Here is a 22,437-nt window from a genome sequence, read left to right on the forward strand (position 1 = left end):
TATCCCAGTTAGTCGTATGAAATCCTGCCTGATTTGTCTTCTCTTCGTCCCAGCCGCGCTGGTTTTCGCGCAGAACGCGGCCGCGGATCCGTCCGCCATCCTGCGCCGCAGCCTCGACCGCGACCGCCTCAACAATGTCCGGGCCAAGGACTACACCTACACACAGCGCGCGGAAAAACGGGACCTTGACTCAAAGGGTAAGGTCAAGAACACGGAATCCGATACCTTTGATGTCATTATGATCGGCGAACGGCCCTACAGCCGCAAGATCGCCCACAACGACAAGCCGCTTTCGGACAGAGAGGCGGCCAAAGCGCAGCAGGAGTTCGACAAAGAGCTGAAGAAGCGGCAGGACGAGAATCCGGATCAACGCCGGAAGAGGCTGGCCGAGGAGGAAAAACGCCGCCAGGAGAGCCGCGCCTTCCTGGCTGAGATCCCGGATGCCTTTCAACTCACACTCGCGGGCACAGACTGGGTGGACGGCCATCCGGCCTGGATCATCGACGCCCAGCCCCGCCCGGGCTTCAAAGGCAAGGCCAAGCGCTGGGAACTGCTCACCAAGTTCAAGGGCCGCATCTGGGTGGACCAGGCGGAATACCAGTGGGTGCGGGTGGAAGCGGAGACCATTGCCCCCGTTTCGTTCGGTTGGGTGTTGGCGCGCCTGGATCCGGGCGCCAAGCTCACTTTCCGCCAGGCGCGGATCAATGCCGAGGTCTGGCTGCCCGTGTATGCGGTGACCCATCTCGACGCCCGCCTCGGTCTCATCAAGAAGCTGCGGGCGGATGTCGAGGTGACTTGGAAGGACTATCGCAAGTTCCAGACCGATAGCCGCCTGCTGCCGGCTGGAGAGTCCCCGGACCAATCGAAACCTTAACCGGTTTGTTCCACTGGTCTCGAACCCAGAACCCAACGGTTTGGGACGAAGTGCTATTTGGGCTTGAGAGCGGTTTCCAGGAGGGCGGCGGCGTCGGTGAAGCCTCCGGCGCGGGCCAGTTCCAGGGGCGTGCGGCCGGCTTTGTTGCGGAGACGGGGGTTGGCGCCTTTGGCCAGGAGAACCTGCACCACCTCCAGACGGCCCCAACTGGCCGCTACGTGCAGCGGGGTGGAGCCGCTGTCGGTATCCGGGACATCCAGCTTCGCTCCCTTTTCCAGGAGGAGTTCCACTACGGATTTCTGGCCGGCCAGGGCCGCATCGTGAAGGGCGGTGGAACCGGCGGGGGTGACGGCGTTCACGTCGGCGCCGTGCTCGATGAGAAGTTCCACGATCTGGCGATGGCCTTTCAGGGCGGCGTCGGAGAGCAGGGGTTTCGGGTTCGCCCCGAGTGAGAGCATCATGGCCACGACGTCCGTTTGGCCTCGCAGGACCGCCTCGCGGAGCTGGCGCTCCATGCTGAGGGGCGCGCCCTTGGCCGAGAGCAGTTCCATCACCCGGGTGTGTTTGTAGCGCAGAGCCTCGTCCATGGGGGTGGCGTTGGAGTTGTCGCGGGCGTTCACGTCGGCTCCGGCGGCGAGCAGGACTTCGACGACGTCCGAGTGGCCTTTGACGGCGGCCTCGTGGAGGGGGGTCTGGCCGGTCTCCTCGCTGCGGATGTTGACCCTGGCGCCGCGGTCGAGCAGGAGCTTGGCTACGTCGGCATGGCCCTTCCAGGCGGCTTCGTCGAGGGGCGTGGAGCCGCTGGCGTCGCGAATGTTCACGTTGGCGCCCTTGTCGAGCAGGAGTTGGACCAGTTCGAGGTGGCCGCGGTTGGCGGCGAGATGGAGGGCGGTGGCGCCGTTCTTGTAGGCCGCGTTGAGGTCGGCCCCGTTTTTGAGCAGGATTTCGACGACCGGCTGGCGGTTCATGAGGACGGCGTAGTGGAGAGGGGTGGAGCCGGCTTCTTTGTGGCGGGCGTTGACGTTGGCTTTGTAGCTGATGAGGAGTTCGACGATGGCGGATTCGCCGCTCCAGGCTGCGTCGTGAAGGGGGGTTCCGCCCAGGGTGTCGTAGGCGTTGGGATCAGCGCCCTTGGAGAGGAGGGTACCTACCGTTTCGATGTCTCCGCTGCGAGCGGCTGTGTGGAGGTCGGAACAACAGAGGAGAGCCAGCAGCAGGGGGGCGATCATGGGTAGACCGGGAGGCGGCGCCGCGGGTGGCACCGCCTCAATTCGATCGTAGTCCTAAACGGCTTGCGTGGATTCTTCGCGAATCGCCATGGGGACGTACTCGCGTTCGTCGTAGCCGAGGTAGACCTGGCGCGGGCGGACGATGCGCTGTTCCGGATCGAGGATCTGTTCTTCCCACTGCGACAGCCAGCCCGGCGTACGGGGGATGGCGAAGAGGACGGGGAACATCTCGGTGGGGAAGCCCATGGCCTGGTAGATGAGGCCGGAGTAGAAGTCGACGTTGGGGTAGAGCTTGCGGCCGACGAAGTAGTCGTCTTCGAGGGCGATGCGCTCGAGTTCGAGGGCGATGTCGAGCAGCGGGTTGCGACCGGTGACTTCGAAGACTTCAAAGGCCACCTTCTTAATGATCTTGGCGCGGGGGTCGTAGTTCTTGTAGACGCGGTGGCCGAAGCCCATGAGGCGCTGGCCTTCGCCGGCCTTGACGCGGCGGATGAACTCGGGGACACGATCCTTGGAGCCGATTTCGACCAGCATCTTGAGGACGGCTTCGTTGGCGCCGCCGTGGAGCGGGCCGTAGAGGGCGGCGGCTGCGCCGGCGAGGGCGGTGAAGGGGTCGCAGTGGCTGGAGCCGATGCCGCGCATCGTCGTGGTGGAGCAGTTCTGCTCGTGGTCGGCGTGCAGGATGAAGAGGACATCCATGGCGCGTTCCAGCACGGGGTTGGGCTTGAACTTCGTTTCGGTGCCCTTGAACATCATGTTCAGGAAGTTGCCGGCGTAGCTGAGGTCGTTATCGGGGTACGCGAACGGCATGCCGATGGAGTGGCGGTGGCAGAAGGCGGCGATGGTGGGCATCTTGGCCACCATGCGTTCGAACTGGATGACGCGGTTCTGGGCGTCGAAGATGTTTTTGACTTCGCGGTAGAAGGTGGAGAGGGCGGCCACGGTGGAGAGGAAGGCGCCCATGGGGTGCGAGTCGTGGCGGAAGCCGTCGATAAACTTCTTGGTCTGCTCGTGGATGATGGTGTGGCTGAGCACCGTCCGCTTGAAGTCATCGAGCTGGGAGCGGGTGGGCAATTCTCCGAAGTAGAGGAGGTAAGCCACCTCGAGGAAGTCGCTCTGCTCGGCTAGCTGCTCGATGGGGTAGCCGCGGTAGCGCAGAATGCCCTTGTCGCCGTCGATGAACGTGATCCGGCTTTTGCAGGCGGCGGTGTTCATGAAGCCGGGGTCGTAGGCCATCAGACCGAAGTCTTCCTCGTCGGTCTTGATCTTGCGCAGATCCAGGGCTTTGATCGTTCCATCCTCGATCGGAACTTCGTAGGTCTTACCGGTTCGGTTGTCTGTAATAGAGAGGGTGTCAGGCATAGGGCTACCGCTAACGAGAATTAGTGCCGGGGTGAAACAACGACAATTCTAGCTCATCAGATGTTTCGGACGCGCAGCATGACGCAAAAGCCATATAATCCGTCACATGGCTGCACGTTTCAGGTCCCTCGCCCCTCGTGTGTTCACTCTCACGCTTTTCTGTGCCGCATTGGGCTTCGCGCAAGCGAAACGGCCCATTCTGCACAAGGATTTCGATGCCTGGCGGTCGATCACCGGCCAGACGCTGTCGCGTGACGGGAAGTTTCTGGCGTACGCGTACATGCCGCAGGATGGAGACGGGGACCTGGTTGTCCGCGAGCTCGCGACAGGCAAGGAATGGCGGCAGAGTGTGGGTGCGCTGCCTCCTCCGGCGATCGTCCCGGTGGATGTGGAGACGCCGCCGCCGCCGCGTACGGTGAAGATGAGCTTCACCAGCGATGGGCAGTACCTGATCGCGCAGACCTATCCCGCCAAGGCGGCGACCGAGCAGGCCAGGAAGGCGAAGAAGAAGGCCGAAGAGATGCCGAAGCAGGGGCTGCTGATCCTGAAGCTGGGCGGCGGCGAGGCGGTGCGTGTCGAGAACGTGAAGAGCTTCCAGGTGCCCGAGAAGGGTGGACCCTGGCTGGCATACCTGAAAGAGCCCGCGGTGCCGGTGAAGCCGACCGATGCGGTGAAGACTACGGAGCAGGACGGGGACGGCGAGGATCAGGCTCGTGGAGCGGCTGGACGCGGAGCGGCGGGCGGCAAGAAGGAGTTCGGGACGGAGCTGGTGTTGCGCAACCTGACGAAGGCCGAGGGCGGCGAGCGGACGTTTGCGAACGCGTCGGAGTACACGATTGCACGGGATGGGAAGACGTTGGTGTACGCCGTTTCTTCGAAGAAAGAAGAGGAGAACGGGGTCTATGCGGTGGCGACCACGGCGGAGGGGGCTCCGGCGGCGCTGGCGTCTGGCAAGGGCAAGTACTCCAAGATTGCGTGGAGCCGGGAGCAGGACAAGCTGGCGTTCCTGTTTGAGAAGAGCGCGATGCTTTGGGACGGGTCGGCCGGCAAGGCAGTGGAAGTGGTAAACGCGCAGACGGCCGGGCTGCCGGCGGGCATGGTGGTGAGCGACAAGGGCGCGGTGACTTTTTCGCGCGACGGGAAGCGGCTGTATGTGCCGGTGGCGGCTCCGCCGAAGGCCGAGAAGCCGGCGGAGGAGGCGGCGCCGAACGATGAGAAGGTCCTGATGGACCTGTGGCGCTGGAACGATGACCTGGTGCAGCCGATGCAGAAGGTGCGGGCGACCCAGGAGCGGAACCGGACCTATCGCGGGGTGTACGACATCGCGGCGAAGAAGTATGTCCAGTTGGCGACGCCTGCGATGCAGACGGTGCTGCCGACGGATGACGGCCTGCTGGCCCTGGGGCTGGACGACCGGGCCTGGCGGCGGATGATCGACTACGACTCGACGTATCAGGATGTGTACCTGGTGAATGGCAACAGCGGCCAGCGGAAGCTGATGCTGCGGCAGTTGCCGGGGGGCGGCGGGCCGGGCGGTGGAGTGCTGCAGATTGCTCCGGATGGCAAGCACGCGTTCTACTACAATGCCAAGGCGTGGCACGTGATGACGTTGCCGGAGGGGGCTTCGAAGAACGTGAGTTCGTCTTTGGGCGTGGCGTTCTTTGACGAAGAAGACGACACGCCGAACCCGCCGGGCTCGTATGGGCACTCCGGGTGGGCCAAGGACAGCCAGAGTTTCTTCGTGAACGACCAGTACGACGTGTGGCAGGTTTTCGTGGACGGGCGGCCGGCGCGGAACCTGACGTCGGGCGAGGGGCGGAAGGCGAAGATCCAGTTCCGCATCCAGCGAGTGGATGCGGTGGACGAGAGTGAGGACCGGGGCCAGGACGCGACGAAGCCGTTCACGTTCCGGGCTGAGAGTGAAGAGACCCGGGAGAGCGGGTTCTACCGCGTGACGGGCACGGGCGCGCCGCAGCGGCTGTTGTGGGGTGCGAAGAACTACCGGTTCGCCACACGGGCGAAGGACGCCGATGTCGTACTGATCACGGCATCGCGCTTCGATGAGTTCCCTGACCTGCAGTTGACGAACGCCAGCTTCGCCGCTCCGAGGAAGGTGAGCAACGGCGCGGCGCAGATGGAGCCGTTTTTGTGGGGCCAGGGTGAGCTGGTGTCGTACAAGAACGTGGATGGTGTGCCGCTGCGGGCGGCGCTGTACAAGCCGGCGAACTTCGACCCGAAGAAGAAGTACCCGATGATCGTGTACATCTACGAGAAGCTGTCGCAGGGCGTGCACGCGTTCGTGGAACCGCGGCCGGGCCACAGCATCAACTTCAGCCAGTACACGTCGCAGGGGTATGTGATTCTGACTCCGGACATCGTGTACTCGGTGGGGCATCCTGGCCAGAGCGCGCTGAAGTGCGTGCTGCCGGCAATCCAGTCGGTGGTGGATCTCGGGTTCATCGACGAGAAGCGGATCGGGATCCAGGGGCATAGCTGGGGCGGGTACCAGATCGCGTATATGGTGACGCAGACGAACCGGTTCCGGGCGGCGGAGGCCGGGGCTCCGGTGGGCAACATGACGTCGGCGTATAGCGGGATCCGGTGGGGCAGCGGCATGCCGCGGCAGTTCCAGTATGAGAAGACGCAGAGCCGCATCGGGCCGTCGCTGTACGACAACCCGCTGCTGTATATCGAGAATTCGCCCATCTTCCAGGTGAAGCGGGTGGAGACGCCGATGCTGATCCTGCACGACGACAACGACGACGCGGTGCCGTGGTACCAGGGCATCGAATTCTTCCTGGCGCTGCGGCGGACGGGCAAGGAAGCGTACCTGATGAACTACAACGGTGAACTGCACGGCCTGCGGCGGAGACCGGACCAGAAGGACTACGCGATCCGCATGCAGCAGTTCTTCGATCACTTCCTGAAAGACGCGGACAAACCGGAATGGATGGAGAAGGGGATTCCGTTCATCGAGCGGGAAGAAGAGAAAGAACGGTTTGAGAAGCTGACGGACCAGCGCTGAGCCATGGAGACCGAGCGTCTACTGCTGCTGCCTTGGCGAGAAGGGGACGAGTGGCTATTGGAGCCGCTGGCCACGGATCCGCTGGTGATGAGGTACATCACCGGCGGGACACCGATGACGGCGGAGCAGATTCAGGCCGGTGTGGCCCGGCAGGTGGCGCTGTATGCCGAGTTGGGCTTGTGCCGCTGGCGGCTGGAGCTCAAGGATACTCGAGAGACGATTGGGTTTGCGGGGGTGGGCCGCCTGGCTGGCATGGAGGAACTGGAGATCGGGTGGTGGCTGGCGCCGGTGCATTGGGGGCATGGATATGCAACGGAGGGCGGACGGGCGGCACTGCGGGATGCGTTTGAACGGGTCGGGCTCTCGAATGTGATTTCCATAACGCTGCCCGAGAATATCGCTTCGCAGCGGGTGATGCAGCGGATCGGACTCCACTACCAGGGCCGGCGGGTGCACGCCGGCCTTGAGCATGTTGTGTATACGACTACTCGCGAGGAGTGGCTGGCGGCGGAACTAGACCGCGCGGGCAGCGGTGGTTGAGATGGCCTGGCCGGCGGCCTCTCGCAGAAACGCTACGCCTTCGCTGGCGATGGAGTCGACCGTTGGGGCGAGGTCGCGCCAGATGCAGGCGGCCGCGGCGATTTCCGTTACGCGGGAGCCAAAGCTCTCGATGACGCACCAGTCGTCGTAGCCGGTGTCGCGCAGGGCGGCGAAGACGCCGGTCCATTCCACATTGCCGGTGCCGGGGATGCCGCGATCGTTCTCACAGGTGTGGACATGAGCGACGTGCTGGCCTAGTCCGCGGATGGCGTCGCCGGCGTGTTTGTCTTCGATATTCGAATGGAACGTATCGAAGAGGATGCCGATGTAGGGGTCGTGGACTTCGGCGCAGAGCTTCGCTGCATCGGCGGCGGTATTGAGCACGTAAGTCTCGAAGCGGTTGAGGGGCTCCACCGCCAGGGTGACGTCGTGGGCGCGCAGGGTGGGGGCCAGGGCTTTGAGCTCGTCGACGCCCCGCTTCCACTCGTCTTCGGTGCGGCGCCGGCCGGGCAGATAGCCTACAGGCGACAGGTAGGGGCCGACAAAGACCGGGGAGCCGATTTCCGCGGCGGTCTCGATGCCGCGTTTCATGAAGTCGCGGGCGCGGTCGCGGATGGAGGGATCGTCGCTGATGAGGCTGACGTCGCCGGTGAGGGCGGAGCAGAACGTAACTTCCAGGCCTTCGTTGTGCGCGGCTTCGCGGATGAGGCGCGCCGGGAATCCATCGAAAGCGAAGCGAGCGACCTCCACGCCGTCAAAGCCCCAGGACTTGATCTTTGCCAGCAGGGGCAGATGATCCAGATCAAACGCGGCGGTCCAGAGGAGAGTATTGATGCCGAATTTCATAAAGCGGGGTCCTTAGGATGGGTGGTAGCTGAATGCAGCCTGGCGGGGCCGGCCCGCACAGGGTTCGAACGGGCTATTGAAGCGGCCTACGCCCCAGGAGGCGGGGATGACGTTGGCTTTCATAGAGTGCCTTCGAGCTTATCGCATCGGTTCATGCGGCGGGGTCCTCGGAGTAGATGCGGAGGAGTTCGAGGGGGTCCTTCTCGCTGGTATTGCGAATGTCGAGGCCGCGGCGGGCGCGTTCGCCGGTGATGAAGACTTCGTCGGGTGTCAGTTTGCCGTCATGCAGGGCATGGGGCGATTGGATTTCGACCTTGGAGACGAGGCCCTGGCCGCGGAGGCAGAGGAGGACGACGGGTCCTTTGTACTGGAGGTGGCCGGATTCGCCGGGTCCGAGCATCCATTGATCCGAGACGGGTCCAAGTTCGACGTCGTCGAGGGGTTGGAGGGTGAGGTCGCCGTTGCTCCAGCGGGCGAGCACGTTCCAGTCGGGGGCTTGCGCGCCGAGGTACCAGTCGCGGAGTTTGTCGAAGGCGTCGCGCAGGGGGATGCGGCGGGCGCCGATGGCGATGCAGCTGAGATGAGGCTCGGAGATGGAGGCGATCCAGCGTTCGCCGTTATCGGCGAAGTTTGGGGCCAGTCGGACGACGCCCTCGCCCGCCGCGACGGCTCCGCGCAATAGAGTGACGCTCGGCATGACGGCTTCATCCTACACCTCGGGGGGGTGGGTGCGTGAGGAGCCGACCTGGGGGTCGGCTGCGGACGAGGGCGTCCGCCCTCCCAATGAGGAATGACGGCTGCTAGACCATGCTGGCGCCGCCGCCGGCCTGGAGGTTCTGGCCGGTCACCCAGCGGGCTTCGCTGGTGCAAAGCCAGGCTACGACTTCGGCCACGTCGGCGGGTTGGCCTACGCGCCCGAGAGGCGACATGCCGGCGGCGATGCCGACCAGCGTGGGGAACTGGTTCAACATGTCGGTGTCGGTGAAGCCGGGGGAGACGGTATTCACGGTGATGCTCCGGGGGCCGAGTTCGCGGGCCAGGGCGCGGGTGAGTTGCTCGACCGCGGCTTTGCTGCCGGAGTAGATGGCGCTGCCGGCGGGGCTGGAGACCGTGGCTCCGGTGGAGATGGAGACGATGCGGCCGCCGTTGCGCAGGCGGAGGGCGGCTTCGCGGCAGCAGAAATAGGTGCCCCGGGCATTCACTGAGAAGATATGGTCGTACTGCTCCTCTGTGGATTGCGCCACGGGCTGGAAGCTGGCGACTCCGGCATTGTTGACGAGGATATCGAGGGGGCCGAGAGCGGCTTCGGCGGTTTCGAAGAGGCGGCGGATGTCGGCTACAACGGAGACGTCGGCCTGGATGGCGAGGCCGCCGATTTCGGCCGCGAGGGCTTCCGCTTCGGCGGCGGAGCGGGTGTAGTTGACGACGACCCTGGCGCCTTCGGAGGCGAGGCTGGAGGCAATGGCGCGCCCGATGCCGCGCGCCGCGCCGGTGACGATCGCGGTCTTCCCGCTCAAACGCTGTAAGGACATGCAAGCAGGATAGCGCCCGGACGCGTGGTCCGGGCGTGGTCCGCTACTGGAGCTTCACTTTGAGAATGGTGAGGGAGTGTTTCGGGAAGGTGTAGGTGAAGCCGTTCTTCTCGACCTTGGCGGTGTAAGTGGAGTTGGCGGGCACGATCTTCTTATCGGCTCCGAAGGTGTGGGTGGCCTTGAGGTCGTCGTAGTTCATGGTCCAGACGCCGACGGCGGACTGGATGGCGCCTTCCACGTTATCGAGGCGGGTAGCAATGTCGAGCTTCTCGCTGCGGTTCAGCACATTGACGTAGAGGGCGTTTTCCTTCGTGTTGTGAGTGACGGAGACGTCGAGGTAGCCGAGAGGCTTGCGGCCCGGGGCGGGCGTGTAGGTGGGCGAAGTGACCAGGGCGTTGAGCGACATGTTATTGCGCTGTTTGCCGTATTCCGCGATGGGGAAGTAGATGGGCTGGAGGAAGAGGCCCTGCTTGTTGGTGAAGATGGGGGCGATGACGTTCACGAGCTGGGCGAGGTTGGCCATCTTGACGACGTCGGCGCGGCGGATGAACGAGTTGAAGAACATGCCCATGGCGAGGGCGTCCTCGTAGTTGTAGATCTCCTCGAGACGGGTGGAGCCGGTGGCGAACTCGGTGTTGCCGCGGGCGCGATACCAGACGTTCCACTCGTCGTAGGCGATGTAGATGGGGCGGGGGTTGCGCTGCCCGGACTGAGCGGCCTGGATGAGACCGGCGACGACTTCGATGCGTTCGTCGAGATCCTGGGAGGTGGCGAGGAAGCGCTCGAAGTTGTTCTCGCGATTGCCGATATAGGTGTGTAGCGAGATGTAGTCGATTTCGCTGCGCAGGTTCTGGAGGATCTCGCGATTCCAGGCGATCCAGTCGGCGTTGGGTCCGAAGTTGGAGGAGCCGCTGGCGATCAACTGGATGGAGGAGTCGACGCGGCGCATGGCTTTAGCCGCTTCGAGGGCGAACTTGGAGTAGTCTTCGGCGTTCTTGTGGCCGAGCTGCCAGGGTCCGTCGATCTCGTTGCCGAGACCCCAGATTTTGACGCCATAGGGCTTGTCGCGGCCGTTCTTGCGGCGCTGGTCGGCCCAGTAGGTGCTGCGGGCTTCGTTGACGTACTCCACCCACTCGCGGGCTTCGTTCACGGTGCCATAGCCGGCGTTAATGCAGATGTAGGGGGTGACGCCGAGGCGTTCGCAGTATTGGAGGAACTCGTCGGTGCCGAAGCGGTTGGAGTCGAGGTCGCCCCAGGCGTGATCGGGGCGGACGGGCCGCTGATCCTTGGGCCCGATGCCGTCCTTCCAGTTGTAGCCGGAGGCGAAGTTGCCGCCGGGCCAGCGGAGGAGGGAGACGCCGAGGTTTTTGGTGGCCTCCATGACGTCTTTTCTGAAACCGCTTGCATCGGAAAGGGGGCTGCCTTCCTCGTAGATGCCGCCATAGATGCAGCGGCCGAGGTGTTCGGCGAAGTTGCCGAACATGTTGGGGTGGACTTCGCCGACTTTGCGGTCTGTATCGATCTTGATGCGAGCCTGAGGGCTTTGGGCGTGGGCAAGCGAGAGGGTCAGGGCGAGGGCGGTAAGCGCCAGGTGCCGGGCACGAAACATAGGGCCTCCAGAAGGACTGCGAAGATTCCTGGGTATTCTATCGAGAAAGCAGGGCAGGTGCACGGGGTTCCGAACGGGCGAAGGCGGGGTTCTCTGAAAGGGCTTCCAGCGGATTGCGGCGCGTGTCGCCGGGAATGGCTGAGGGAGAGGGAGGATGGTGCCCGGGGCGGGGATCGAACCCGCACGACCCTTTCGGGTCAACGGATTTTAAGTCCGTTGCGTCTGCCAGTTTCGCCACCCGGGCATGCTGAAAAGAAAGGACTTACTGACGAAGTGCAGAACTCTTCGCTTCCAGTGTAGCGAAAACTGTGGAGGATGCCTGGAAACCTCGCGAAAGGCAGCTGCCCTGGCCGGCGCCGGCGGCACGGAGCCACTCGATTTACCCATCTAAAGACAACTACTTGATTAAGAACTTAATATCCTCATTTGGGTCATGTTCCTTACATGTCGCGCCGATGTGAAGACAATGCAAGCACAAGCCACAACCTGGTTTCCCTGGAAAGACGCCTATTCCGTTCAAGTGCCTGAGATCGATGCGCAACACAAGCGCCTGGTCGAGATCATCAACAGGCTGCAGGACGCAATGCTCCAGGGCCAGGGTAAGAACGTGATCAACTCGGTCCTGGTAGACCTGGAGGAGTATGCGAAGTACCACTTCTCCTTTGAAGAGGATTTGCTGAGGCGCCATGCGTATCCGAAGATGCTGACGCAGGAGGCCCAACACCGTAGTTTCGAGTCGAAGCTGGGCCAGTTCCGAGCGGATTACAATTCCGCCTCGATCACGATGTCGGTGAGTGTGATGGACTTCCTGAGAGACTGGCTCACCCGGCACATCATGCAGGAAGACCGGGCCTACTCGGCGCACATGGTGGCGGCGCTGGGCAAATAAGCGCGCGATCGTAGGCAGTTGCCTCCGGCCTGACCGGTTTTTGGGGTCCCTTACGTGGACAGGCCTTGCGGGGTTCCTGACGCGATGCTCTGATGGAGCGGCCATCCGCCGCCCAGCGAATCGACATCGGGTAACTCCACCGCTGCGAGCAGGACGTACCAGTCCTCTGGTAGTCAAAGTTTGGAGATACCGGATCGACCTCCGCCGACGTCCAATGTAACGGATAATGAAAGTATCCGACATTGCCTGGAAAGGGACCCACCCCACATGAAGCAGAGCTGCGCGGCGATTCTGTGCGCCGTGTCACTGGTTATCCCGGTCTGGGCGCAGAGTGCGCCACCCGTTCGAGCCACATCGGTCCACTCGCCTTACGGCGAGGCGCCCACGCTGCCGAAGACGATCATGGACCGGCCGAAAGCCGGCCCTGTGGCCATTATGCGCGCCTCGGAAGTGAAGGCGGGCATGCAAGGCGTGGCCTGGACTGTGTTCCAGGGCACAGTGCCTGAAGCGATTCCGGTGGAGATCATTGGTCCATGGAAGAACGCCTGGGGTCCGCGGCAGGACGTGATTCTCGCCAAGTTGGGCGGCAAGGCGGCTAAAACGAACGTAGCCGGCGGCATGAGCGGCAGCCCTGTCTATATTGATGGAAAGCTGGTGGGCGCCATTGCCCTGCGCATCAGTGTGTTCTCGCCGGACGCCATCTGCGGAATCACCCCGATTGAGCAGATGCTGGAGATCAACTCGATCGACGAGACCCGGCCATCGAATCCGAAGTCGCCGCAGCAACCCACGGCGCGCGCGGAACTGACCCCGCCGGCATCGCTGCTGGATCCATCCGCGCGCCTGGTGCAGATCGACACGCCGCTGACCTTCAGCGGCTTCAACGAAGCGACGCTGCGCGAGTTCAAACCGTACTTTGACCAGATGGGGATCACCGCTGTCCAGGGCGGCGCTGCCGGCGCCGTGACCTCCTCGAAGCCAGCCGCCGGGTGGAAAGACGCCCTGCAGCCGGGCGAAGCGATCGCGGGCGTGCTGGTTTCCGGTGACATGAGCATCACCGGCCTGGGCACGGTCACTTATAACGACGGCAAGCGGGTGCTGGGCTTCGGACACAGCTTCTTCAACCTGGGTCCGCTGAGCATGCCGATGAGCAAGGGCGAAGTGCTGATGGTGCTGAGTTCCGCCTTCCAGCCGAACAAGTTCGCGAATGCCACCGAGATCGCCGGAGCGCTGCATCAGGACCGGCACTCGGGCATCATGGGGGAACTGGGCGCGGCGGCCACGACGATTCCGGTGGATTTGAAGGTGCGGGTGCAGCCTGTGCCGGGCGGCCCGGTGATCGAGAAGAAGTACCACTTCGATGCGTTCATTCACCCAAAGTGGACCCCGTTCCTGATGATGCTGACGACGTTCAATACGCTCAACGACATCAACTCGTCGGCGGCGGATGACGCGACGTTCAAGCTCGAGGGGAAGGTGGAGTTCGACGGCCTGGAGACGCTGCAGGCCAGCACGATGGTGGTGAGTGGGGACGGCCCCATGCCCGCTCCGATGCAGCTGGGTTCCTGGTGGGCCGAGAAGTTCAGCCGGTTGTTCTCGAACCCGCGCGAGATTCCGAAGGTAAAGCATGTGGAACTCGTGGTAGAGATGCAGGCGGAGCGCAGGGTGACGACCGTGGAGAGCGCCTGGCTGGACAACTCAGATATCTCGCCGGGCGGTGAGTTGACGGGCAAAGTGGCGTTACGGCCATGGCGCGGCGAGCGTGTGCTGCGCGAGTTCAAGGTGAAGGTGCCTGAGAGCATCACGCGCGGCGATCACCGGCTGCTTTTGAGCGACTCCGACACGCTGAACCGCACGCAACTCATGGCGGGCATGTCGAACCGGACACTCGACCTGACGCAGACGGTGTCGCTGATCAATCAGGAACGGTCAAACGATAAGCTGTATGTCTCGCTGGTGGATCCGCGGCCGACGGTTTATGCCGACGACCGGGCGCTGGCCGATGTACCGACCTCGGTGTTGAATGTAATGCAGTCCGGAAGGGGCGGACGCCCGATGGCGGCGACCGCGGAAACAGCGCACCTGGTGGAATCGATTCCGCTCGATCAGGTTGTCAGCGGCAACGCCGCTCTGCGCTTCACGGTGAAGTAGAAAGCCTCAGAACGAACACATGAAGATCAGATTCTGGATATTGCCCGCGGCGCTGGCCGCTGTCTCTGCGTTTGCCGTTGAGACGAAGACCTGGACGCAGAGTGAATCGGCGGAGTTTGAGAAGGGCAAGCTGAAAGGGCTGGCACTCTCGAGCGAGGGCCGGCTGAGCCTGGCGCCGACGTGGAAAGAGATCTTTGATGCCGGTGTGCCACACCTGTGGTGCGCCGTCGCCAACGGAAAAGGGGAAGTGTTCGCGGGGGGCGCCGACGGCAAGGTGTTCGCCATCAATGCGCAGGGCAAGGGGCGGACGCTGGCCACGCTGGAAGGCGGCGCCGTCTACGCTCTGGCCGCGGGCACGAAGAACGACGTGTATGCCGCGGTCTCGCCCGAGGCGAAGATCTACCGTATCGAGAGCGATGGTAAGTCGACGCTCTTCTCCACCCTCAAAGCGGGCTATGTGTGGGCGTTGGTGCCCGCGGCAGGCGGCGGTTTCTATGCGGCCACGGGCAATCCGGGCCAGATCCAGAAGATTGGGACGGATGGGAAAGCCACCGTGTTCTTCGACGCCGGCGAGACGCATGTGCGGTCGCTGGCGATGGACAGCAAGGGCAACCTGATCGCGGGCACGGAACCGGGCGGCCTGGTGTTGCGCGTGGGTCCGGATGGCACTGGCTTCGTTTTGTACCAGACGTCGAAGCGGGAAGTGACGGCGGTGGTGGCCGGCCAGGATGGCGCGATCTATGCGGCTGCTTCCGGCACGCGGTCGGCCGTCCCGATGGTTACACCGGTTGCTCCGGCGCCTGCACCGGCAGCAGCGGCCGCGGCGGGTGGAGGCGTCCAGATCCAGATTGGCGGTGGAGCCCGCCCCCAGGCGGCCGCGCCACCAAGCATCGGAGTCGCCTCGGCTCCGGGCAACAGCGAAATCTACCGGATTGCGGCCGATGGCGAGCCGCGGCGGATCTGGTCGAACTCCCTGCTCACCGTCTATGCGCTGGCTTTCGATAAGAATGGAAAGCTGCTGGCCGGTACGGGCAACATGGGCCGCATCTATCGCATCGATACCGATTTCACGTTCACGCGGCTGGTGGATAGCGAACCGCAGCAGGTGACGGCGATGGCTGCGGGTCCAGGCGGCGCCGTGATTGCGGTGACCGCGAACCCGGCCAAGGTGTTCCAACTGGGACCGACGCTCGAGCGGACCGGCAGCATCGAGAGCGAACTCTTCGACGCGGGCAGCTTCACCTATTGGGGCCGGCTACGGAATGAGTCGGAGCTGAATGGCGGCAAGATCAGCGTGGAAGCCCACAGCGGCAACCTGGATCGCGCCGAGAAGAATTGGAGCCCGTGGGCTGCGGTGGATGCCGCGGCGGGTTCGCGAGTGTCAGCCCCGCCGGCGCGGTTCCTGGGTTGGCGCGCGACGCTGACCGCTGCTCCCGATGGACGGTCGCCGGTGCTGAAGTTGGTGGAGGCCGCGTATCAGGCGAAGAACGTGGCTCCGGTGTTGGAGGCGGTGGAAGTGACTCCGGCAAACTACAAGTTCCCGACCTCGTCTTCCTCGCTGACGGCGTCCTCCTCTCTCTCGCTGCCCCCGATTGGCCAGTCGCGGCGGCCGTCTTCTTCCTCAGCGACGGACACCGGCGCGGGTGCAGCCACACTGAGTTTTGAAAAAGGAACCCTGGGCGCACGCTGGCGTGCCCACGATGCCAACGGGGACACGCTGGAGTACAAGGTGGAGATCCGCGGCGCGGAAGAGCGCGAATGGAAGCTGCTGAAGGAGAAGGTGAAAGACGCTCGGCTGAACTGGGATTCGACGGCCTTCGCGGATGGGCGCTACCAGCTGCGGGTGACGGCCACGGACGATACGGACAACTATCCGGGGCAGGGACTCACCACGGTGATGGAGAGCGAGGAGTTCGTCATCGACAACACACCGCCGCAGATCGAAGGCTTGACGGCCCGGGTCGACGGCGGCAAGCTGCGGATCCAATTCAAGGCGACTGACGCACTGAACTCACTGCAGTTCGCCGAGTATTCGGTGAACGGCGGCGAGTGGATCTCGGCCAAGCCGACGACGCAGATCACGGACTCGCCCGCCCACGAGTACAATCTCGAGGCGGAGAAGCCGGCGGGGACGGAATTCACCGTGGCCGTGAAGGTCGCGGATGAGAACGACAACCTGGCCGTGCGCAAGGTGACGATCCACTAAGCTCGCTTCCACAAGTCCGACGTTTGGCTGCCGCCGGTGCCCTCAGCGCCGGCGGTTTTGCTTTCTGAGCGTCGGGTTGGACGGGTGCGCCCACTGAAGTCTGAAATTTCAGATTGGCGGCACTCAGACGCGCCGATGTAAAATGCACGCATGCCGCAGCTTGCCGGAGTCTTCCCGATTCTCGCCACCACGTTTCGTGACGATGGGTCATTGGACATGGAAAGCCAACTTCGCCTGGTGCGCCATCTGCTGGCCGCGGGCGCACACGGGTTCGGGCTTTTCGGCAATGCCAGTGAAGGCTACACGCTGACGGCCGCTGAGCGCCGCGAGATCCTGCAAGCCGTGGTGCGGGAAGTGGACGGCCGGGTGCCGCTTGTCGTCAGTTCCGGCCACACGGGCACGGCGGCGGCGGTCGAACTAGGCAGGCAGGCCGAGGACATGGGCGCGGCGGGCCTGATGGTGCTGCCGCCCTACCTGATGAAGACCGACGGCGAAGGGCTGCTGCATTACTACGGCGAGGTCGGCCGGGCGGTGAAGATCCCGGTGATGGTGCAGGATGCGCCGCTGATGACGCAGGTGGCGATGCCGCCTCCGCTGCTGGCGCGCATGGTGAACGAGACGCCGAATGTCTGCTACGCCAAAGTGGAGGCGCCGCCGACCGCGACCAAGACCACGTCGGTGGTGAAGGCAAGCGGCGGAGCCATAACGGTCTTCGGCGGCTTGAACGGGCTGTTCATGATCGAGGAGATGCAGCGCGGCGCGCGCGGCGTGATGCCGGGCAGCGACCTGACGGCGCAGTTCGTCGCCATCTGGAATGCCGTGGAGAGCGGCCACCTGCGTGAAGCCTGGCGCGTGTTCACCCAGGCGCTGCCCCTGATCCGGTTTGAACTGCAGCCCGGACTGGGCGTCTCCGCAATGAAACACAATCTGGTGGCGCGGGGGGTGATTGCCAGCGCGTTTGTCCGGCATCCCACTTCGTCCCTCACACGCGAAAGCCTGGGGGAGCTGGAATTCCTGCGGGAATGGGTGACCGCTGACCCGCAAACGACCGTGGACGCCTGACCCGGCGGCACCTCGCCATGCGCATCCGGCATTTGCGTTGGTACATTGCCGCGCTGCTGTTCGCCGCCTCGATGATCAATTACATCGACAGGCAGGCGCTCTCCGTCGTCGCACCGATTCTCACGCGCGAGCTGCACCTGTCGCCGATGCAGTATGCGGGCATTCTCCAGTGGTTCCTCTACGCATACACCATCACCTATGTGATCAACGGCTGGGTAGTGGACCGCTGGGGCACGCGGCGCTCGATGGCGGTCTTCATGGCCTGGTGGTCCGCCAGCAACATGGCGCATGCGCTGGCCTCCGGCGCCGGTTCGCTTTCGGCCTTCCGCTGCCTTTTGGGGATGGGCGAATCTGGCAGCTTCATGGCCTCGATCAAGGTGGCCTCGGAGTGGTTTCCGGCGAAGGACCGCGCGGTGGTGAATGGCCTGGTCAACGCGGGAGCAGCGGCCGGCGCGGTGGTGGCGCCGCCTCTTGTCGTCTGGCTGGCCACGCAGTATGGCTGGCGCTTTGCCTTCGTGGCGACTGGCGCCACCGGGTTCGTATGGCTGATTGCCTGGCTGGCACTGTATGAACTGCCGGAGCGGCACAAGCGGATCACGGCGGAGGAACTGGCGCTGATTCAGGCTCCGGCTCCTGCGGCTCCCGTGCAGGCGAAGGGGTATCTGCAACTGCTGGCGCTGCGACAGACCTGGGCTCTGCTGGGCGCGCGGTTTCTGTCCGATCCCGTCTGGTGGTTCTACCTGTTCTGGCTGCCGAAGTACCTGGTGGAGCACCGCGGGTTCACGCTGCTCCAAATGGGTGTCCTGGCGTGGCTGCCATACCTTTGCGCCGACCTTGGTTCTGTAGCGGGCGGGCTCGTTTCCGGCGCCCTGATCCAACGCGGCTGGGCGGCGGGACGGGCACGGAGGGCCGTCATGCTGCCTTGCGCGTTGTCGATGCCGTTGAGCATCGCAGTAGCGCTTACGCCTTCGTCCGGGGTCGCCATCGCACTTATCTGCGTCGTGCTGTTTGCGCACATGGCCTGGCGAACGAATCTGACCACGATGACGAATGATCTGTATCCACGCGCGCTGGTCGGGTCGGTTTCGGGGCTGATCGCCTTCGGCACAGGGCTGGGCGGAGCGTTGTTCACGAACCTGACCGGCCACCTGGTGGAACGCTACTCCTATACGTCCGTCTTCTACATCATGGGCTTCCTGCACCCGGCGGCGCTGCTACTGTTGGGTGTACTTCTGAAGAAGAGGCGTGAATGACACGAATCCGTAGCGTGGAAGCAATCCCGGTACGCCTGGCGAGGGATCTGGACGAGGCGACGGGCACGGCCGGCTCGCCCTCCGTGCTGAAGAGCGGCGAGGCGGACTACCGGTGGTCGGCCAGTGTGCCCGCCATTTACTCCCGGCACTTCGAGACGGCGCTGGTGAAGGTGACGCTCGACAACGGGCTGACCGGTTGGGGCGAGGCGCAGGCGCCTCTGGCTCCGCAGGTGGCGTGCGCGATTGTGGACAGGCTGCTGGCGCCACTGCTGGTGGGCGTGGAGTTCCAGCCGGAGCCTGAGCATATTGAGAAGACCTGGCACAACCTGTATGGGAGCATGCGGGTCCGCGGCCAGACGGGCGGCTTCATGCTGGACGCGATCAGCGGTGTGGACCTGGCGTTGTGGGACCTGGCCGGCCGGATGCGGCAGCAGCCCGTGTCGGGCATCATTGCCGGTTCCCTGGCGAAGACCAGGGTTTCGGCCTATCTGAGCGGCCTGCCCTCGGGCTCATTTGCCGACCGTTGCCGCTTTGCCCTCGATTATCAGGCGCAGGGCTTCGGCTGCTTCAAGGTCTTTCACGAGGCGGCGGAGGGCGAGTTGTTCCAACTGCTGGACGAATTGCACGACGCGTTGGGCGCTTCGGCTCAGCTGGCGGTGGACGCGTTGTGGCGCCTGGAGGAGTCGAACGCGGCGGCGTTTGGACGGCAGTTGGACCGGAGGAACGCGGTCTGGCTGGAATGTCCCTTTATGCCGGAGGAGGCAGAGGCGCACGTCAGGTTGGCCGACGAGATCCAGACACCACTGGCGGCAGGCGAGAGCTTCCGCACACGCAATGAGATCGCCCCGCTGCTCCATGCGCTGCGGTTTGTCCAGCCGGACCTGGGCCGGACGGGCATCACGGAAGGCCTGCGGATTGCCGCCATGGCCGCGAGCGCGAACGCCGCGGTGCTGCCGCATGTGAGCATTGCGCTGGGTCCGCAGATTGCGGCGGCGATCCACTTCGCAGCCGCGCTGGAAAATGCTCCGCTGCTGGAGTTCAATCCTTCCGTCTGCCGGATGGCGAACCTGTTCCTGGAGTCGCCGCTACGGGTGGAGGATGCCCATTGGCAGGTTCCGGCCGGGCCCGGACTGGGGATTCAGGTGAAGGAAGCCGAACTGCGGGCAGCGATCCGGTGGTAATTGGTCGGGAATGTAACATCTTCCGAACGCGAAGCATGATTAGTCGTAACTACTGGCTAGGTGAATCATGTTTGAATCCTTCGCGCAGGACATCTCCTACGGCCTCCGGCAACTGAAGAAGAGCCCGGGCTTTACGTTCGTTGCGGTCGCGTCCCTGGCCTTGGGCATTGGCGCCAATACGGCCATCTTTGAGCTGGTTGCGGCGATCCGGCTACAGACGCTGCCCGTGCAGAAGCCCGAGGAGCTGGTTTCCGTTGAATTTGCGAAGGGATCCGCGCGCTCCGGCTGGTTCTCGACGCGATCGGCGCGGCTGACTTCCGCGCACTGGGAGCACTTGCAGAAGCATCAGCAGTCCTTCAGCGGAGTCCTGGCCTGGAGCGCCACTCGTTTCAACCTGGCGGATGGCGGCGAGGCCCGGTGGGCCGAAGGACTGTACGTCAGCGGCGATTTCTTCCGGGTCCTGGGCGTCAGTCCACTCATTGGCCGCACCATCACGACCGCGGATGATACAGAAGCCTGCCCGAACCCGGGGGCGGTGGTCAGCTATGCATTCTGGCAGCGGGAGCTGGGCGGGGACAAGAGCGCCCTGGGCCGGAACATCAGCCTGAACGGGCGGCCTGTTCCGGTGATCGGCATCACCAAGCCCGAGTTCTTTGGCGTGGAAATGGGCCGGCGTTACGACGTGGCCATTCCGGTTTGCGCCGACCGCATGATGGCGGACGACGGCAAAGGGCGGATCCCGATCAGGCACGCGTGGTGGCTGTCGATGATGGGGCGGCTGAAGCCGGGCATGACGGTGGAGAAGGCGCGAGCCCAACTGCAGGCGTTGTCGCCGGGCATGATGGAGGCCACCATCTCGCCCACCTACAAAGCGCAGACGGCTAAGAAGTACCTGGCGAACAAATTGGATGCGCAGGAGGGCGGAACGGGCGTTTCGAACCTGCGCCGTCAATATGAGCAGCCGCTGTGGCTGCTGATGGCAACCACGGGCCTGGTATTGCTGATCGCCTGTGCGAATCTGGCGAACCTGCTGCTGGCACGGGCCAGCGTGCGGGAACGGGAACTGGCGGTCAGGCTGGCCCTGGGCGCCTCCCGCAACCGGCTGGTGCGGCAATTGCTGGCGGAGAGCCTGCTGCTGGCGATCATGGGCGCAACCCTGGGCGCGGGCCTGGCCCAACTGTTGAGCAGGGGCCTCATCACGTTCATCAGCACCACCGATAACCCCTTGTTCGTGAATCTCACGTTGGACTGGCGGGTTTTGGGGTTCACCGCACTGCTGGCGGTCAGCACGTGCCTGCTCTTCGGCTTGCTTCCGGCACTGCGGGCTACCAACATGCCGCCCTCAGCCGCGATCCGCTCTGGCGGACGCAGTGTGACCTCCGGGCCGGAGCGCTTTAGCCTGCGCCGCATCCTGGTGGTGACCCAGGTGGCGTTCTCACTGGTGCTGCTCACCGGGGCGTTGCTGTTTGTGCGCAGCCTGCGCAACCTGATGACGACGGACTCCGGTTACAAACCGGAAGGCATCATGACCGTGGACCTGGACTTCAGCCGCGGCCAGTATCCGAAGGAGCGGCGTCCTGCCCTCTACAGGGAGCTTTCCGACAAGCTCGCCGTACTGCCGGGCGTGCAGGCGGCGGCGCAGGTGATGATGACCCCGATGAGCGGATCGGGGTGGAACAACGACATCGGGCCCGATAACACCCAGGCGGCGTCGAGCGGCAAGCAGTCGTTCTTCAACCGTGTCGGTCCGGGCTACTTCCACACGATGGGTACCCAGTTGTTGGCCGGCCGCGAGTTCGACGAGCGCGACAACACGTCCGGGCCCAAGGTGGCAGTGGTCAACGAAGTGTTCGCGAAGAAGTTCTTTGGGAAGGCGAATGTGGTGGGCCGGACCTTCCACATGGAGGCGCCGGCAGGCAAGCAGGAAGACCTGATTCAGATCGTCGGCGTCGTGAAGAATACCAAGTACTACGAGCTGCGGGAGGATTTCCTGCCGATTGGATTCTTCCCGATGGCGCAGGATGAGGATCCGGGGCCTGGACTGTCGATGGTGCTGCGGGTGCAGGGATCACCGTTGGAGCTGATGAACGGGGTCAAGGGCGCCATCGCCGGGGTCAACCCGACCATCGGAATCGAGTTCAAGACGTTCTCGACCCAACTGGAAGAGTCGCTGTTGCGGGACCGCCTGATGGCCACGCTTTCGGGCGCTTTTGCGCTGCTGGCGGGCCTGCTGGCGACACTGGGTTTGTACGGCGTGATTGCGTACATGGTGGCGCGGCGGCGCAATGAGATCGGTCTGCGCATTGCCCTGGGCGCCGATCGGGGCAAGGTAATCCGGCTGGTGCTGACGGAGACCGGACTGCTGCTGGTGGCCGGGCTGGTCGTGGGCGTACTGCTGGCGCAATGGGCCGCGCGCGGAGCGGCCAGCATGTTGTACGGCCTGCAGCCCTGGGATCCGGTGTCGACCATGGTTTCGATTGCGCTGCTGGCCACGGTGGGCCTGTGCGCGGGATTCGGACCGGCCCGGCGGGCCGCGGCCTTGGAACCGATGTCGGCACTGCGCGAAGAGTAGCGGCCGATTGCGGGCGGACACCCCATTGCGGCGTGCCCGCCCGCGACAGCAAATCACGAGACCTTCATCAGGGCGTCATGCGGCTTTGACCGCCGCACTCCAGGAT

16 protein-coding genes and 1 tRNA gene are annotated in these 22,437 nt (G+C 64.1%); 10 read left to right on the forward strand and 7 right to left on the reverse strand.

Annotation, left to right across the window (positions count from 1 at the left end):
* Nucleotides 1-16 precede the first annotated feature (16 nt).
* Nucleotides 17-874: a hypothetical protein gene (locus IRI77_RS21855; protein WP_194447137.1), complete on the forward strand. Its 858-nt coding sequence runs from the start codon at nt 17-19 to the stop codon at nt 872-874.
* 53 nt (nt 875-927) lie between these two features.
* Here IRI77_RS21855 and IRI77_RS21860 read toward each other — a convergent pair whose 3' ends face one another.
* Nucleotides 928-2,103: an ankyrin repeat domain-containing protein gene (locus IRI77_RS21860; RefSeq protein WP_194447138.1), complete on the reverse strand. Its 1,176-nt coding sequence runs from the start codon at nt 2,101-2,103 to the stop codon at nt 928-930.
* Between the two features lie 54 nt (nt 2,104-2,157).
* On the reverse strand, nt 2,158-3,465 hold the full coding sequence (locus IRI77_RS21865; RefSeq protein WP_194447139.1) for a citrate synthase: 1,308 nt from the start codon (nt 3,463-3,465) through the stop codon (nt 2,158-2,160).
* 106 nt (nt 3,466-3,571) lie between these two features.
* Between IRI77_RS21865 and IRI77_RS21870 the strand changes: the two genes are divergently transcribed.
* Both IRI77_RS21870 and IRI77_RS21875 read left to right on the forward strand, forming a co-directional pair.
* Nucleotides 3,572-6,490 (forward strand): alpha/beta hydrolase family protein, encoded by a 2,919-nt coding sequence (locus tag IRI77_RS21870; RefSeq protein WP_194447140.1) that lies wholly within the window; start codon nt 3,572-3,574, stop codon nt 6,488-6,490.
* Between the two features lie 3 nt (nt 6,491-6,493).
* Nucleotides 6,494-7,030 carry a GNAT family N-acetyltransferase gene (locus IRI77_RS21875; protein WP_194447141.1) on the forward strand — a complete coding sequence of 179 codons (537 nt, stop codon included), beginning with the start codon at nt 6,494-6,496 and terminating at the stop codon, nt 7,028-7,030.
* Here the strand turns inward: IRI77_RS21875 and IRI77_RS21880 are convergent.
* The 5 genes from IRI77_RS21880 to IRI77_RS21900 all read right to left on the reverse strand — a co-directional run bounded on the left by IRI77_RS21880 (nt 7,004) and on the right by IRI77_RS21900 (nt 11,261).
* On the reverse strand, nt 7,004-7,876 hold the full coding sequence (locus IRI77_RS21880) for a sugar phosphate isomerase/epimerase family protein (RefSeq protein WP_194447142.1): 873 nt from the start codon (nt 7,874-7,876) through the stop codon (nt 7,004-7,006). The two genes, IRI77_RS21875 and IRI77_RS21880, sit on opposite strands and share 27 nt — an antisense overlap.
* Before the next feature lie 151 nt (nt 7,877-8,027).
* Entirely contained in the window at nt 8,028-8,573 is a 546-nt protein-coding gene (locus IRI77_RS21885; protein WP_194447143.1) for a hypothetical protein, read from the reverse strand.
* A 103-nt stretch (nt 8,574-8,676) separates the two neighbouring features.
* On the reverse strand, nt 8,677-9,408 hold the full coding sequence (locus IRI77_RS21890) for an SDR family oxidoreductase (RefSeq protein WP_194447144.1): 732 nt from the start codon (nt 9,406-9,408) through the stop codon (nt 8,677-8,679).
* 43 nt (nt 9,409-9,451) lie between these two features.
* The gene (locus IRI77_RS21895; protein WP_194447145.1) at nt 9,452-11,017 is read right to left on the reverse strand and encodes an alpha-N-arabinofuranosidase; all 1,566 of its coding nucleotides are present in this window, start codon (nt 11,015-11,017) and stop codon (nt 9,452-9,454) included.
* A gap of 155 nt (nt 11,018-11,172) precedes the next feature.
* A tRNA-Leu gene (locus IRI77_RS21900) sits at nt 11,173-11,261 on the reverse strand.
* Nucleotides 11,262-11,483: 222 nt separating this feature from the next.
* On the opposite strand from IRI77_RS21900, the gene IRI77_RS21905 reads away from it, so the two are divergent.
* From IRI77_RS21905 to IRI77_RS21935, 7 genes are all read left to right on the forward strand, one after another.
* Complete coding sequence (locus IRI77_RS21905; RefSeq protein WP_194447146.1) at nt 11,484-11,906, forward strand: bacteriohemerythrin; 423 nt, start codon at nt 11,484-11,486, stop codon at nt 11,904-11,906.
* A gap of 267 nt (nt 11,907-12,173) precedes the next feature.
* Nucleotides 12,174-14,057 (forward strand): hypothetical protein, encoded by a 1,884-nt coding sequence (locus IRI77_RS21910; protein WP_194447147.1) that lies wholly within the window; start codon nt 12,174-12,176, stop codon nt 14,055-14,057.
* 19 nt (nt 14,058-14,076) lie between these two features.
* On the forward strand, nt 14,077-16,263 hold the full coding sequence (locus IRI77_RS21915; RefSeq protein ID WP_194447148.1) for a ligand-binding sensor domain-containing protein: 2,187 nt from the start codon (nt 14,077-14,079) through the stop codon (nt 16,261-16,263).
* A gap of 150 nt (nt 16,264-16,413) precedes the next feature.
* Nucleotides 16,414-17,325 (forward strand): dihydrodipicolinate synthase family protein, encoded by a 912-nt coding sequence (locus tag IRI77_RS21920; protein ID WP_194447149.1) that lies wholly within the window; start codon nt 16,414-16,416, stop codon nt 17,323-17,325.
* Nucleotides 17,326-17,342: 17 nt separating this feature from the next.
* Nucleotides 17,343-18,578, forward strand: coding sequence for an MFS transporter (locus IRI77_RS21925; protein WP_194447150.1), 1,236 nt, complete (start codon nt 17,343-17,345; stop codon nt 18,576-18,578).
* On the forward strand, nt 18,575-19,759 hold the full coding sequence (locus IRI77_RS21930; RefSeq protein ID WP_194447151.1) for a mandelate racemase/muconate lactonizing enzyme family protein: 1,185 nt from the start codon (nt 18,575-18,577) through the stop codon (nt 19,757-19,759). The genes IRI77_RS21925 and IRI77_RS21930 overlap by 4 nt, the downstream gene beginning before the upstream one ends.
* 67 nt (nt 19,760-19,826) lie before the next feature.
* A complete protein-coding gene (locus IRI77_RS21935; protein WP_194447152.1) occupies nt 19,827-22,331 on the forward strand; it encodes an ABC transporter permease in 2,505 nt (834 codons plus the stop codon).
* Nucleotides 22,332-22,437 lie beyond the last annotated feature (106 nt).

The sequence above is a fragment of the Paludibaculum fermentans genome (genome assembly GCF_015277775.1).
In the GTDB taxonomy this organism is placed as follows: Bacteria; Acidobacteriota; Terriglobia; order Bryobacterales; family Bryobacteraceae; genus Paludibaculum; species Paludibaculum fermentans.